12 protein-coding genes are annotated in these 14,467 nt (G+C 67.3%); 7 read left to right on the plus strand and 5 right to left on the minus strand.

The annotated features are described in order from the left end of the window. Positions 1-26 precede the first annotated feature (26 nt). The gene (locus ACIA58_RS18115; RefSeq protein WP_396404798.1) at positions 27-1,832 is read right to left on the minus strand and encodes a thiamine pyrophosphate-requiring protein; all 1,806 of its coding nucleotides are present in this window, start codon (positions 1,830-1,832) and stop codon (positions 27-29) included. After that, positions 1,829-4,903 (minus strand): FAD-binding and (Fe-S)-binding domain-containing protein, encoded by a 3,075-nt coding sequence (locus tag ACIA58_RS18120; protein WP_396404799.1) that lies wholly within the window; start codon positions 4,901-4,903, stop codon positions 1,829-1,831. The genes ACIA58_RS18115 and ACIA58_RS18120 overlap by 4 nt, the downstream gene beginning before the upstream one ends. 263 nt (positions 4,904-5,166) lie before the next feature. Between ACIA58_RS18120 and ACIA58_RS18125 the strand changes: the two genes are divergently transcribed. From ACIA58_RS18125 to ACIA58_RS18145, 5 genes are all read left to right on the plus strand, one after another. Beyond that, complete coding sequence (locus tag ACIA58_RS18125) at positions 5,167-5,619, plus strand: MarR family winged helix-turn-helix transcriptional regulator (protein WP_396404800.1); 453 nt, start codon at positions 5,167-5,169, stop codon at positions 5,617-5,619. A gap of 157 nt (positions 5,620-5,776) precedes the next feature. Further along, positions 5,777-6,055 (plus strand): SDR family NAD(P)-dependent oxidoreductase, encoded by a 279-nt coding sequence (locus ACIA58_RS18130; protein WP_396404801.1) that lies wholly within the window; start codon positions 5,777-5,779, stop codon positions 6,053-6,055. A 7-nt stretch (positions 6,056-6,062) separates the two neighbouring features. Next, positions 6,063-7,874 (plus strand): glycoside hydrolase family 15 protein, encoded by a 1,812-nt coding sequence (locus ACIA58_RS18135; protein ID WP_396404802.1) that lies wholly within the window; start codon positions 6,063-6,065, stop codon positions 7,872-7,874. Further along, the gene (locus tag ACIA58_RS18140; protein ID WP_396404803.1) at positions 7,871-8,398 is read left to right on the plus strand and encodes a vitamin K epoxide reductase family protein; all 528 of its coding nucleotides are present in this window, start codon (positions 7,871-7,873) and stop codon (positions 8,396-8,398) included. Before ACIA58_RS18135 ends, ACIA58_RS18140 begins: the two co-directional genes overlap by 4 nt. 178 nt (positions 8,399-8,576) lie before the next feature. Beyond that, positions 8,577-10,538, plus strand: coding sequence for a glycoside hydrolase family 43 protein (locus tag ACIA58_RS18145; protein ID WP_396404804.1), 1,962 nt, complete (start codon positions 8,577-8,579; stop codon positions 10,536-10,538). A 119-nt stretch (positions 10,539-10,657) separates the two neighbouring features. On the opposite strand, the gene ACIA58_RS18150 is transcribed toward ACIA58_RS18145, so the two are convergent. Next, on the minus strand, positions 10,658-11,086 hold the full coding sequence (locus ACIA58_RS18150; protein ID WP_396404805.1) for an SPW repeat protein: 429 nt from the start codon (positions 11,084-11,086) through the stop codon (positions 10,658-10,660). 116 nt (positions 11,087-11,202) lie between these two features. Between ACIA58_RS18150 and ACIA58_RS18155 the strand changes: the two genes are divergently transcribed. After that, a complete protein-coding gene (locus tag ACIA58_RS18155) occupies positions 11,203-11,628 on the plus strand; it encodes a MarR family winged helix-turn-helix transcriptional regulator (RefSeq protein WP_396404807.1) in 426 nt (141 codons plus the stop codon). A 78-nt stretch (positions 11,629-11,706) separates the two neighbouring features. On the opposite strand, the gene ACIA58_RS18160 is transcribed toward ACIA58_RS18155, so the two are convergent. Continuing rightward, the gene (locus ACIA58_RS18160) at positions 11,707-12,009 is read right to left on the minus strand and encodes a hypothetical protein (RefSeq protein ID WP_396404809.1); all 303 of its coding nucleotides are present in this window, start codon (positions 12,007-12,009) and stop codon (positions 11,707-11,709) included. Between the two features lie 799 nt (positions 12,010-12,808). Between ACIA58_RS18160 and ACIA58_RS18165 the strand changes: the two genes are divergently transcribed. After that, on the plus strand, positions 12,809-13,060 hold the full coding sequence (locus ACIA58_RS18165) for a hypothetical protein (RefSeq protein ID WP_396404810.1): 252 nt from the start codon (positions 12,809-12,811) through the stop codon (positions 13,058-13,060). 13 nt (positions 13,061-13,073) lie between these two features. On the opposite strand, the gene ACIA58_RS18170 is transcribed toward ACIA58_RS18165, so the two are convergent. Next, on the minus strand, positions 13,074-14,438 hold the full coding sequence (locus tag ACIA58_RS18170; protein WP_396404811.1) for an FAD-dependent oxidoreductase: 1,365 nt from the start codon (positions 14,436-14,438) through the stop codon (positions 13,074-13,076). Positions 14,439-14,467: the final 29 nt, after the last annotated feature.

Raw genomic sequence — 14,467 nt, forward strand, 5'->3', positions numbered from 1 at the left:
AGGAGTGGGGTTATGACTTGTTGCGGTCACGACGTGCTGTCTTCTTCCTTGGTGCCGGGCAGGAATTCCTGGATCTTGGACTTCACGCCTTCCTTGATCACGTCGACCCGGTCGGAGTCGCCGCGCACGATCGACTCCAGCGCCTTCTCCAGCTGGTCCCACGTCGCGTGCGGCGGGATCGGCGGTACGGCGGGGTCGGTGAGGAACTCCACGACACAAGGCCGATCGGCTTGCAGCGCCTGCTCCCAGGCCGGCGCGACCTCGTCGGGCTTGGCGGCCAGCACCCCGCCGAGTCCGAGGCTGCGGGCGTAGTCGGCGTACGGGAAGTCCGGCAGGTGCTGCGAGGGCAGGAACTGCGGTGAGCCGCCCATCGCGCGCAGTTCCCAGGTGACCTGGTTGAGGTCGTTGTTGTGCAAGACGGCGATGACCATGCGCGGATCGGCCCAGTCCTGCCAGTACTTCGAGATCGTGATGAGCTCGTTGATGCCGTTCATCTGCATCGCGCCGTCGCCGACGATCGCGACGCAAGGCCGGTCCGGATGGCCGAACTTCGCGCCGATCACATAAGGCACGCCCGGTCCCATCGTGGCCAGCGTCCCGGACAGCGAGCCGCGCATGTCGCCGCGGAACTTGAGGTGCCGCGCGTACCAGTTCGCCGACGACCCCGAGTCCGACGCGACGATCGCGTCGTCGGGAAGCCGCGGCGACAGCTCATGCAGCACGAGTTCGGGGTTGATCGGATCGGCCGACGTGGTGGCGCGGCGCTGCATCACCTCCCACCACCGCTGCACCTTGGCTTCGATGTCGTCGCGCCACGACCGATCGTCGCGGCGGGTCAGCATCGGGACGAGGCGGCGCAGTGTCGCGGCGGCGTCACCGACGAGGTTCACCTCGAACGGGTAGCGCAGTCCGACCATGGTGGGGTCGATGTCGATCTGGACGGCGCGGGCCTGGCCGAACTTCGGCAGGAACTGGGAGTAAGGGAAGTTCGAGCCGACCACGAGCAGGGTGTCGCAGTCCATCATCATCTCGTACGACGGCCTGGTGCCGAGCAGCCCGATCGCGCCGGTCACCCAGGGCAGCTCGTCGGACAGCACATCCTTGCCCAGCAGCGCCTTCGCCGCTCCGGCGCCGAGCAGGTCGGCGATCTCGGTGACTTCGGCGGCCGCGGACCGGGCGCCTTGCCCCACGAGAATCGCGGTTTTCTGGCCGGAGTTGAGCACCTCCGCTGCGCGCTGCAGGTCGTGGTCGGCCGGGACCGGTGCGGCCCAGGTCAGATCGAGGCTGGAGGGCACCATCTTGAACGCGTGCCCTGGCGCGGCGTACTCCAGCTCCTGTACGTCGGAAGGGACGATGACCGCGGTCACGGTACGGCGGCTGGCCGCGATCCGCATCGCGCGGTCCAGCACGTTCGGCAGCTGCTCCGGGACGGTGACCATCTGGCAGTAGTCGGAGGCCACGTCTTTGTAGAGCGTGGTGAGGTCGACTTCTTGCTGGTAGTTGCCGCCCATCGCGCTGCGCGCCGTCTGACCGACGATCGCCACGACCGGGACGTGGTCGAGTTTGGCGTCGTACAGGCCGTTGAGCAGGTGGATCGCACCGGGGCCGCTGGTCGCGGTACAGACCCCGACCCGGCCGGTGAACTTGGCGTAGCCGACGGCCTCGAACGCAGCCATCTCCTCGTGGCGCGCCTGCACGAAACGCGGCTCGTCGCCGGCGCGTTGCCAGGCGGCGAGCAGGCCGTTGATGCCGTCGCCGGCGTAGCCGAACACGTGCGTGACGTCCCAGCTGCGCAGTCGGTCCAAGATCTGGTCGGCGACCGTGGTCGTCATGAAACCTCCTCGGATGAATGCTGCGCCAGGCCGGCGGCAGCGATGGTGTGTTCTGGATAGGAGCCGAGCCGGCCGCCGCGGCCGCTGTGGCCGCGTAGGCCGGCGGCCAGGAGCTCGGCCAGGTGGACCGCGGTGCGGCCCGTGCTGCCTTGTTCGATCTGGGTCCGGCAGCTGAACCCGTCGGCCAGGATCACCGTCTCGCGGGCGGCGTCGCGGACGCGCGGCAGCAAGACCCGCTCGCCCGCGGCCAGCGACACGTCGTAGTGGCCGGCCTCGAAGCCGAAGTTCCCGGCCAGGCCACAACACCCCGACTGGAGTTGCTCGGCCTCGATGCCGGCGCGTTTCATCAGCTCCGCGTCGCTGTCGGCACCGAGAACTGCGTGCTGGTGGCAATGGGTCTGCACGAGCGCATCCACGTCGATGTGTGGCGGTTGCCAGCCGGGCGCGCGGGTCTGCAGCAGCTCCGCGAGGGTGAGAGCCTGTTTCGACAGTCGGCGGATGTCGTCGTCACCGGGGAGCAGTTCCGGCGCATCCGAGCGGAACACCGACGTACACGACGGCTCCAGGCCGACCAGCGGCACGCCGGCGCGGATGGGTTCTTGCAGGACCCGGATCGTACGGCGCAAGGCTCGTTCGGCGATGCCCAGCTGACCGGTAGAGATCCAGGTCAGCCCACAGCACACCGGTGCGGCCGGCACCTCGACGGCGAAGCCGGCTGCTTCCAGTACCGCGACGGCGCTTCGCGCGATCGAGGGGTGGAAGAAGTTGGTGAACGTGTCCGGCCAGATCATCACCCGTCCCCGGGTCGCTGACGTCGGCATCCGGGAACTGGGCCGGGAGCGCCACCAGTCGGTGAACGACTGCTCGGCGAACCGCGGGATGTCGCGCGGCGGGGCGATGCCGCCGGCCTTCTTCAGTACCGCGGCCAGGCCTGGTGCCCGGGTGGCGGCGTTCACGACCCGTGGGGCGTGCCGGGCCAGCTGGGCCCACAGCGGCAGCCAGCCCATCGAGTAGTGCGACAGCGGTCGTAGCCGGTGGGCGTAGTGGTGCGACAAGAACTCGGCCTTGTAGGTGGCGACATCGACGTTGACCGGGCAGTCGACCTTGCAGCCCTTGCACGCCAGGCACAGATCCAGCGCGTCGCGAACCTCCGGCGAGCGCCAACCGTCCGGGATGACGTCACCGCGCACCATCTCGAACAGCAACCGGGACCGGCCGCGCGGGGAATGCTCCTCCTCCCGGGTCACCATGTACGACGGGCACATCACCTGGCCCTCGCCCTCAGACGTGGACCGCCGGCACTTGCCGACGCCGACGCAGCGCATGGCGGCCTTGCTGAACGTGCCCTCGTCCTCGGGGAACGAGAAGTGGGTCCGAAACGGGATCGGAGCGAAGTCGGTGCCCAGGCGCAGGTGGGAGTCCAGCGGGTTGGGGTCCACGATCTTGCCGGGGTTCATCAAGTTGCCGGGATCGAAGATGCCTTTGAGGTCGCCGAACGCGCGCAGCAGGTCGGGCCCGAACATCTTCACCAACAGTTCGCCGCGCGACTGACCGTCGCCGTGCTCACCGGACAGTGAGCCACCGTAGCGAACCACCAGGTCGGCGGCACATTCGACGAACTGCCGGTAATGGGCGATGCCGTCGGCCGAGCGCAGCTCGAACGGGATCCTGGTGTGCACACAGCCCTGCCCGAAGTGCCCGTACAGCGCCGTCTCGGACTCGTCATAGCCGAACTCGTTCAGCAGATCACGGAACTCGCGCAGGTACTCGCCGAGATCGTGGGGACTGACCGCGGCGTCCTCCCAGCCTTCCCAGGTCTCATGCTTGGCGGTCGGGTGCGCGGTGGCCCCGAGCCCGGCCTCGCGGACCTCGATCAGCTCGGCCTCGCGGTCCGGGTCGTCGATGTACTCGACGGCGGGCTCCGGCACCTTGCCCTCTGCGGCCTTGGCCTTCAGGTCGTCGATCATCCGACGGGCAGCGTGTTCGGCCTCGTCGGCGGTGTCGCCGGCGAACTGGACCATCAACCAGCCCCGGCTGCGCGGAAGTTGCCGGATCGCGGTATCGGCCAGCCGACTCGCCTTCTCGAGCTGGACCAAGACGTCGTCCATGCCCTCGAGCTGCCACGGCTGGTGCGGCAGGATCTGTTCGACCGCACGGCCCGCGGTCTGAATGTCGGGGTAACCCAAGACGACCATCGTCTTGTGGCCCGGCACCTTCTCCAGGCTCAGCTCGGCGTGCAGCACCGTCACCAGGGTTCCTTCGCTGCCGGTGAGCGCTTTGGCGACGTTGAAGCCCGCCTCCGGCAGCAGCGAGTCCAGGTTGTACCCCGACACCCGCCGCGGAATATCCGGGAAACCGAGCCGGATCTCCTTCAGATACGTGTCCCGCAGCGAACGCAGCGCCTGGTAGATCTCGGCCCGGCGCCCACCGGCCGACACGATCGCGGCGTACTCGTCGTCGCTGGTCGGACCGACCCACATCCGCTCACCATCGACGGTCAACACCTCCAGCCGAACCAGGTTGTCGACCGTCTTCCCGTACGCCTGCGCCGTCGCCCCGCACGAGTTGTTGCCGACCATTCCCCCGATCGTGCAGCTCTGGTGCGTCGACGGCCGCGGCCCGAACATCAACCCGTCGGCTGCCAGCACCTCGTTGAGATCGTCCAGCGCGATCCCCGGCTCCACCACACACGTCGCCGCGTCCGCGTCGACCGACACGACGTGGTGGCAGTACTTCGTCCAGTCGATCACCACCGCCGCGTTGGTCGTCTGCCCAGCCAGGCTCGTACCACCGCCGCGGGACACCACCGGAACTCCGATCCGGCGGCACGCCTGCACCGCCGCGACCGCGGCGTCGACGGTGTGCGGGACCACGACGCCGAGCGGGATCTGCCGGTAGTTCGAGGAGTCGCACGAGTACGCCGCCAGGGACCCTGAATCGAACCGGACCTCACCATCGACCGAGTCCCGCAGAGCCTGCTCGACCCGCTGCAACCGCCCGTCTTCATCGGCTACTGCGGCGTGGGATCGGCGCGAGGCTGGGGTGCTGGTGCGGCCGGCCGCACGATTCATGAGGATCCTCCTGTGACCTGCGGGTCGTGAACACGGTCCGCAACGAAACGGTTCGACGACGAAACGGCGCCATCACGCACACCGCCGCTCGGGTCGGGTGCTCCACGGCTCTCCGGTGCCCCGGAAGATGGACGACACGCCGATCAGCAGTTAGCGTGATGTAACTGTTGTCATTCAACAACTACCATGATGATGTGACAGAGACAAAGGATCGAAGCGCGACTGCTGCTCCACGCCGGCGGCGGCCGCGATACGATCCTGGGATGTCCGAGGTCACCTCCCCAGCGTCCGATGCCGCGGCTGTCGAGCAGGCGTCGATGGCGCTGTTCGAGCTCACCTTGAAGGCTCTGTCGGCATCGAGTCAGCTGTCGGTGCTGCAGTTGCGGACCCTGCTGGCCGTCGAGCAGCACGGCCCGCTGAGACTCGCCGACCTTGCGAACCTGCTCGATCTCTCCAGACCGTCCGCGAGCCGGTTGATCGGCCGGCTGGCCGACGACGGGTTCGTACTGCGCAGCACGCCGAACCACGACCGTCGCGAGATCCAGCTGGCCGTCTCGGCCAAGGGCCGCCGGCTGCTCGACAGCCTGCGGAGCCGCCGTCAGCGCGAGATCAGCACGGTCCTGGACACAATGCCCTCCGCCGGACGAAACGCGTTGATCCGCGGCCTATCGGCGTTCGCTGCCGCGGCCAGCGCCACTCCCCCGGACCACCGCTGATTCTGCGACGCTGCTAGTCATTCTCTGGGCCCGCCGGGACGCCGGTTTCCCCACGCTCGAGGGGGGTACCCCGAGGGCATCACGGCATACAGTTGCTGTAGGTACATTGTTATCATCTAGCAACTAATTGCCTTGGCGTCGACAGCTGGAGGCGAGGATGACATCCAGGCAACGGCAGACCGTGGTCGTGACAGGAGCCAGCGGCGGCATCGGACGCGCGAGCGCCGTCGCGTTCAGAGCCCGTGGCGCCCAGATCGCCTTGCTGGCACGCGGCGAGAAGGCCAATGTGCACGCCACCATGGTCCAGATGCCGGCCGTCAACACCCCGCAATTCTCCTGGGTGCTGTCCCGCCTGCCCAAGCATCTGGGACTTCTGCGCGTGGGAGCCGCTGTTGCCACGACCACTGTTGCGGCCGTGCGGTCGGGGCGCAGGTGACGGGTCGATGCCGCTGCAACTGGAGGATTACGCGCTGATCGGCGACACCCACACTGCGGCGCTCGTCGGCTACGACGGCTCGATCGACTGGCTTTGCGTACCACGTTTCGACTCCAGCGCCTGTTTCGCGGCGCTGCTCGGCGATCCGGGGCATGGGCGCTGGCTGCTCGCGCCCGCCGGGGGCTACCGCGCCACCGACCGCCGGTACCGCGAGGACTCGCTCGTCGTGGAAACCGACTTCACCACCGCCGACGGCGCCGTCCGCGTCATCGACTGCATGCCGATCCGCGGCGACCAACCTGATGTGTACCGCCGCGTCGAGTGCCTGTCCGGACGCGTCGCGATGCGAAGCGAGGTGGCCGTGCGGCCGGAGTACGGCAAGGTCACACCGTGGATCCGCGACACCGGCCGGCGCAGTACCGCCATAGCCGGCCCCGACACTCTGACCCTGGACTCCGATGTCGAGCACCGCCGAGAGCACAGCGACCTGGTCGCCGACTTCGAACTCGCCGAAGGCCACCACGCCGAGTTCCGGCTGACCTGGTCGAAACCACACGACCCTCCGCCGCGGCACGTGGACGTGGGCAAAGCCATCACCCGCACCGACAAATGGTGGCGCGACTGGGCGTCCAAATGCAGCTACGACGGCCCGTACCGCGACGCCGTCGTACGCTCGCTCATCACCCTCAAAGCCATGACCTACCAGCCCAGCGGCGGCATCGTCGCCGCCCCGACGACCTCGTTGCCCGAACAGCTCGGCGGGGTCCGCAACTGGGACTACCGATTCTGCTGGATCCGCGACGCCACCTTCACCCTGCTCGCGCTCCTCGACGCCGGCTACGAAACCGAGGCGAGCGCCTGGCGCGAATGGCTGCTGCGGGCCCTGGCCGGGCAACCCGAACAGATGCAACTCATGTACGGCGTCGAAGGCGAACGACGTCTCACCGAGCACGAACTCGATTGGCTTCCCGGCTACGCCAACTCCCAGCCGGTACGGATCGGCAACGCCGCCTCCGAACAGTTCCAGCTCGACGTCTTCGGCGAACTCATGGACGCTCTGCACCAGGCCCGCGTCCACGGCATACCGCCGGACGAGACCGCGTGGGACGTGCAGCGGGCGCTGATGGACTTCCTCGAAGGCCACTGGCGTGAGCCCGACAATGGCATCTGGGAAATGCGCGGCGACCCCCGGCACTTCGTCCACTCCAAAATGATGGCCTGGGCGGCCGTCGACCGGGCCGTGCGCGGCGTCGAAGAGTTCAAGCTGCCCGGACCCGTCGACGAATGGAAACAGCTGCGCGACGACATCCATCGTGAGGTGTGCGACCGCGGCTACGACGCCGACCGCAACACCTTCACCCAGTACTACGGCTCCCGCAGCCTCGACGCCTCGGTACTCCTGATGGCCTCCATCGGATTCTTGCGCGGGTCGGACAAGCGGTTGCGCGGCACGATCGGCGCGATCGCCGACGAGCTGTGCCACGACGGATTCGTGAGCCGCTACAGCACGACCAAGAAATCCGAAGGGATCGACGGGCTGCCACCCGGCGATGCGGCGTTCCTGCCCTGCACACTGTGGCTGGCCGACAGCTACCTGCTCACCGGCCGCAAGGACCAGGGGCGGCAAGTATTCGAGCGAGTCCTCGGGCTCAGCAACGACCTCGGCCTGCTGTCGGAGGAGTACGACACCACCCAGCGACGTCTCGTCGGCAACTTCCCTCAAGCCCTCACCCACCTCGCCCTGGTCAACACCGCCATCGACCTGCACTCCGGCCACGGCCCCAGCCGCCGCCGATCCCACACCGGACGCAAGTCATGAACAACCAACCACCGGCGACGGCCCCAGCCGCCGGTCGACGCTCAAACCCGTCGGCCTGGCGACACCGGATCCCCGTCATCGTCCTGGCACTGGTCGGTCTGGCGATCGCCACCACCTTGACGTTGTTCCAGACTGGAGTCCTGGACTCGGTGTGGGAGCCGTTCTTCGGCGACGGCAGCCGCCAAGTCCTGCACTCCTCGATATCCGAAGCGCTACCGATCCCCGATGCGTCGCTCGGAGCAGCCGCCTACCTGCTCGAGGCGATCCTCGAATCGATCGGAAGCACTAACCGCTGGCGCGAACGCCCCTGGGTCCCGGCAGCCGCCGGACTAGTCGCTGCCGGCCTGGGCGTCGCCGCGCTCGGCCTCGTCGCCGTCCAGATCTGGCTCGTCGGCGCGTTCTGCACCCTCTGCCTGTGCTCCGCCGCCATCTCCCTGACCGTCGCCGCACTGGCTGCACCCGAGACACTCGCCGCCGGCCGCGTCCTGTGGACTCAGCACCTCGCCCGGGAGAAGGCCCGCTGATCCAACCCGCGTCCTGCACGACAACACCGACCAGGAACCTTGACCCTTGCAGCCGTCGCACACGCGACTGCCGGTCGCCGACGGGCCGACGCGAGCTCTTGACTGCGTCGCGAGGGCGGGCTCTAATCGCTGGGCATCGAACTGTTTACGTAAACATTCCCGGTCTGAGGATAGATCCATGACGCCCTCCACCATGCGCAGGAGCCGGAGACGTGCTCTGCTCGGCATCCTGTGCGCCATGCTCGGCTCCACCCTCCTCGCGTCCCCGGCAAGCTCGTCGCCCCCGCAACCGGCGTACAGCTCGTTCCGGCCCGGATCGCCCTGGCTGGACACCAGCGGCAAGGTCATCCAGGCTCACGGTGGCCAGGTCGTGCCGGTCACGGACCACCGTGGCCGCCGCATCTACTACTGGTACGGCGAAGACCGCAGCAACGGCTACTACAACAGTCCGGGCGTGCACCTGTACTCCTCGTACGACCTCTACAACTGGAAGGACGAAGGGCTCGCACTTCGCGCGATGAGCTCCCCCGACCAGTTCGAGAACGACAAGTACTTCGCCAAGCTGTACAAGCACTACACGCCCACCCAGAAGGACACCGTCTGGCGTGACCTCTCGACCAACAACGTCCGCACCGACGGATGGGCGACGTCGTCGATCCTCGAGCGCCCGAAAGTCATCTACAACAAGGCCACCCGCAAATGGGTCATGTGGGTGCACTCCGACGGGCCGTCGGACCCGGCCAGTACGTCGAACTACGCCCGGGCCGAAGCCGGCGTCGCAATCGCGGACTCCCCCAAGGGGCCGTTCCGCTGGATCGACTCCTACCGGCTGGACCACGTACCGAGCGACTCCGTCCCATGGTGCGGCAGCGGACCATCGTTCGACCCCGCCGGCGGCATGGCGCGCGACATGAACCTGTTCGTGGACGACGACGGCACGGCGTACATCATCTACTCCTCCGAGGAGAACCGGACGATGTACATCTCCAAGCTGAACAAGTCCTACACCTACCTGTCCGCCTCGCCCGACCAAGCCGTGCAGGGCAAGGACTTCACCCGGACGCTGGTTTGCAACCAGCGCGAAGCCCCCGCAATGTTCAAATCCGAAGGCACCTACTACCTCCTTACCTCCGGCGCCACCGGCTGGGACCCCAACCCCGCGCACTACGCGACCTCGCAGAACATCCTCGGCCAGTTCACCGATCGCGGCGTCCCGATCACCGGCGACGGCGCGGCCACGACGTACCAGTCCCAGAGCACGAACGTCGTCCCGGTCGACGAGAAGCACAACAAGTTCATCTTCATGGCGGACCGCTGGACACCGGACGATCTCGCCAACGCGCCGTACGTCTGGATGCCGATGAAGTTCGGCGAAGGCGGCAGCCTCACCGTCGGACCGGACACCGAGTGGACACTGAAGGACTTAACGCCGTACACGCGCTGGACCGTCACCAGCACGATCCCGGACCACGTCTGGCTCGGTGACCCGAGCACACTGCCGACCACCGTCACGGTGACGACCGCACGCGGCTCTCAGCAACTGCCGGTGACCTGGGATCCGTCCACCATTTCCCAGCCTGGGCCCGCAACCCTGCGCGGCACCTTGTCGGACGGCCGGACGTTCACGCGCGCGGTCATGGTCATGCCGCATGGTCTTCGGTACGCCGTGAACGCGGGCGGGACCGCAACGGCGGACTGGACACGCCTCACCCAGGACGCCGCAACCGAACACCCGCTGCTCAACTCGGCCCCCGAACAGCCGCTCGGCACCGACCCGGCCACCGGGACCACCTGGGGCTACACGGGTGCGAGCGCCCCAGCGGGCAGTGGCGATCTCTACACCACGCTCCGCTACGCGAAGAACCACGAGCCACTTGTCTACACCTTCGGCAATCTCGAACCCGGCACCTACACGGTCCACGCCGGGTACTACGACCCGTGGCCGTGGGCCAACCGCGCCGCGCAGGTGACGATCAACGGGTCCGTCGTGGACCAGCAGCGCCTGTTCACCGCAACCGGTGTCGCCGCGTCGTACGGCGGAATTCTGGTCGGCACCGACGGCACGATCACCGTATCGATAGCACCGACCAGGTCACCCGACATCCAGGTCAGCTGGCTGATGGTTGCCCGAAGCAATTAGCACACCCGGCAACTGTCAGATCACGACGCATCCACGGCTGCCGTGAACGCAGGCACCAACGGCGGACCATTGCAGGTCCGCCAAGGCGGACGCATCGGCGCCCCTTCCGAGGGTCTGTGTCAGTGGGTGCGGTGCATGCGGTTCATTCCGAACGACAGAGCGCCCAGGCCCAGCAGTACTGCGATGGCGCCGGCGACGACGTTGCTCCAGATCGTCCGAGTGGTTGCGACGTCGCCGCTGACCACCCAGGGGGCAATGATCGTCCAGACGCCGATCAGCGGTGCGACCCAGGCCATGCCGTGCGTCCGGCCGTACGCCGAGGCGAACCCGACGGCGAGCAGCGCCAACGCGATGCCCACGATCAGGTTGTTACCGGTCAGGCTTGTGAAGCCGGTGAACCCGACCACCCATGGCGAGATCGCCAGATACAGACCGGTCAGGAACGTGAGCCCGTCAACGGCTTGCGCGGTGCTCGTTTCCGCGGCCGCGTCGTACTTGGCCCGCAATTCCGCGATGTCCGGGTGCATCCTCATGGACTCGGTAGCCATTGCAGCCACCACCTTCTCAGACGGCGAGTGTTGCCCTTCGAGGGAGCGAGACTCGAGCTCGCTCATGTATCATGCCGTGATATTATCATCCCAGGAGTTAAGAGCCAATGGTGTCAGTGCGCAAACACCTCGACGAACCGGAATACGCCAGGTTGCTCGCGTTCCGGGTCGGCCTGCGCCGCTTCCTCCGATGGAGCGAGCAACAGGCTGCCACGGTCGGTCTGACCGCAGCGCAACACCAACTCCTGCTGGCGATCCGGGGCCACACCGATCCGCGGGGGCCGAAGGTCGGCGAACTGGCGGAGTACCTGTGCACCCGTCATCACAGTGCCGTTCAGCTCATCGATCGCACCGAACAGCTCGGCCTCATCCAGCGCAGCCGCGAAGACGATGAGGACCGCCGGGTCGTGCGCCTCAGCCTGACGTCGGCAGGCGATCAGAAGCTCGCCGATCTCAGCACGACCCACTTGGAGGAGCTGCACCGTCTGGCCCCCCTCATCGACCAACTGACCGAACCGGAACCAACCTCCGCAACACCGTGAAGCACCCGGCACCGGTCGTCACCGGCCCGATTCGAGCCTTGTCATCGGTACCGTCGACCACGGCTTCTCGTTCCCGTACTACTCGTGCTGGAGGTCCGCAGCGATGTGCAGAGCGGTGATCGCGTGCTGCAGGTCTTCCAGTACGAGTTGACGCTCGCGGCCTCGCTCGGCGTACAGGCACTGAACCAGGCGGCCGTCGCTTGTCCGTCCGGCAGTCTCGATCATGCCCTTGTCGTTCTCGAGCAGTCTCCAGCCGGCCTCATCGAGCTGCTCAAGGGCATGCGCCCGGTCGGCGGTCTGCAACGACAGACCGCCGGTGCGCCCGTACTGTCCACCGCCGGGCCACGCGACCTCGAGGAACCAGTCATCTGGCGCAGCCACGTCCGAGCCGGGGAGTGGTGCCACAAGCAGGCCAGTTCCCGTTGACGGTTCCAGATACGCAACGTGCGCAGCGAACTCGGCCACCGTCAGAACGGTTGCCCCTGGGGCTCCGTCGAAGAACACATGCACCGTACGTCGGCGTCCGACAACCCGCGGACCACCACTCGCTGCAGCCTCGGTGGCCAGATTTCGTCGGTAGTAGTACGTGAGCGCGGAGAGCGGAATCCTGCACGTCGACAGACTGTGGGCGCTGTCCGCCATCACGATCCTTCCGTTCGGGACTGCCTCCACCCTCACCATCAGGCTTTGAGAATGCGCGGTCACGCTCTTTACGATCTGATGACGCCTCGCCGACGAGTTGCCCTAGGCAATTGAGACTTGTTGACGTTTCTTCGCTGCCGCACCGTCCGGCTGGAGACCGGGCGCTTTCTGGTCTAGCGTCACATTCAGGTCCGGCAGATCAGGCGCAAGCTCGGGCCGAGTGGATGCCGGTGCGGCGGGTGTTCGAGGGAAAGCCGTCGCCGGCATCCACCACGATCAATGGGTGTCAGCATTCCCTGTGGTCGATCGCAATCTCGGTGAGGTTGAGCCTCTGGCACCATCCTCCCGGCTCCTGCTGCCGTACCTGTGAGCTGGACCTCGGTCGGACCTGCGGCAGCAGCTGAACCACGCCCGCGTGAGGGCGCATTCTTACCAGAGGTATTTGAATGCTGCGGGGCAACGGACCGACGCCAGCTGGACGTCGGACAACGCAAGATCCGGGTGACCATCGCCGATCTGGACCACCGGACGAACGAGAATGGCAACTCGACCCCCGAGCACATCGTTCTTCGCACTCGCCTGGGCAGGCCTCGCAGAAACGGGCAAGGCGCGGGCGGCGCTCGACTGGCTGCTGTCCAAACGCAACATCCTCGGCGAGCTCCCCGAACTCGTCGACGGCGACGGCAACCCGGCCTCCACCGTGCCGTTGGCCTGGACCGGCTCCCTGCTGGTGCTGACCATCAGCCAGCTCCAAACCCACAGCATCGAAACACCGCCCCCAGCCCACTGAAGCAATGAGACGGTTAGGAACAGCGACTCTGCAGAGTCGTGGTCGGCGATGAACCGGAACGCATCCGTCGCCGGCCCAGGACTCTGGCGGCGATCGCCGGACGCAGCAACGCGGTCGGCGGGTCCAGCAGGTTCGTTACCCGGCTGAACGCCACCGATACCACCTCGTCGTGCTCGGCGGTGGCGTACAGCCGGTCGAGGTAGCGGTTCACCAGCCGTGTCCGGGTGTCGCGCGGTCCGTCGACCCCGGGCAGGGCGGTATCACCGCCTACCGCGATCTGCCACGGGATGTCGATGACGGGCCGCACTGCACGGAAGAACCGCAGCGCGTCGAAACCGTCCACACCATCGCGTTGCAGTGCTTCACCGAGGCGCAGCGCCTGCACGGCCGCCACCGACATACCCTGCCCGTACATCGGGTTGAACGAGCACATCGCGTCCCCGACGACGACCAAACCCTTGGGAAATCGCTGCAGCAGGTCGTAGCGATGCCGAACGCTGGCCGGGTACCGGAACTTCACCGGATCGTCGAGCGGCTTCGACCGCTCGATGACGTCGGCCACGTACGGCAGCGGCAACCCGCGGGCGTACGCCCGGTACCCCGGATCGTCGAGCGGAGCGTGGTCCCCGAGGATGCCGAACAACGTGACGACCGCCCGGCCGGCCTCCTGCAGCATGACGGCTCCCCCACGCGGAGCGACCGCGGACGGCCCGATGACGATGGCGATATCACCCTCGAGTGCCTCCGGGTCGACCTCGTAGTGCCGCGACACGTACGCGAGGTCGAGCTGGACCTTCTCCTCCGGCGGGCGCCCGTAGTCCAGCTCGGTCAGCCATCGCGGCGTCCGCGACCCACGGCCGGTCGCGTCGACGACCAGGTCTGCCGGAACGCCTTCGAGTCCGGCCGCGTCGCGACGCTGCACGAACGCCCCGATCACTCGCTTGGTCTCGGGATCAGCGTCGATCCCGACGATGTCCGTGCTCGCGCGCAGCTCGATACCCGGCATCGCGAGGACTTTCGCCCGCACATAGTTCTCGAGGTACGGCCGGCTGAACGAGAGCGCGGTCATGCCGATCGGCACTTGTCGCAGCCGGTGCCCGTTGGTGCAGAACCGGACGTTTCCCAGGACGTCACCACTCGGCACACCAGCTGCGATCAGCTCATCGGTCGCGCCTGGGAACAGCTGTTCGACGACATCGAGCCCGGCGGTCAGCATTCCGTGCGGATGCCTGCCCTGCGGTACGCCGCGCCGTACCTCGCGCTCTCGTGGATCCGCCACCGGATCACCGGCCCACTCCCCGCTCAGGTGGTCACGCTCCACGATGGTCACTCGCTCGAAGTGCTCTGCGAGCACCCGCGCGACGAGCAGACCCGCCATACTTCCCCCGAGCACTACGGCTCGATGAC

It is taken from the genome of Kribbella sp. NPDC051586, from assembly GCF_044453965.1.
GTDB lineage: Bacteria > Actinomycetota > Actinomycetes > Propionibacteriales > Kribbellaceae > Kribbella.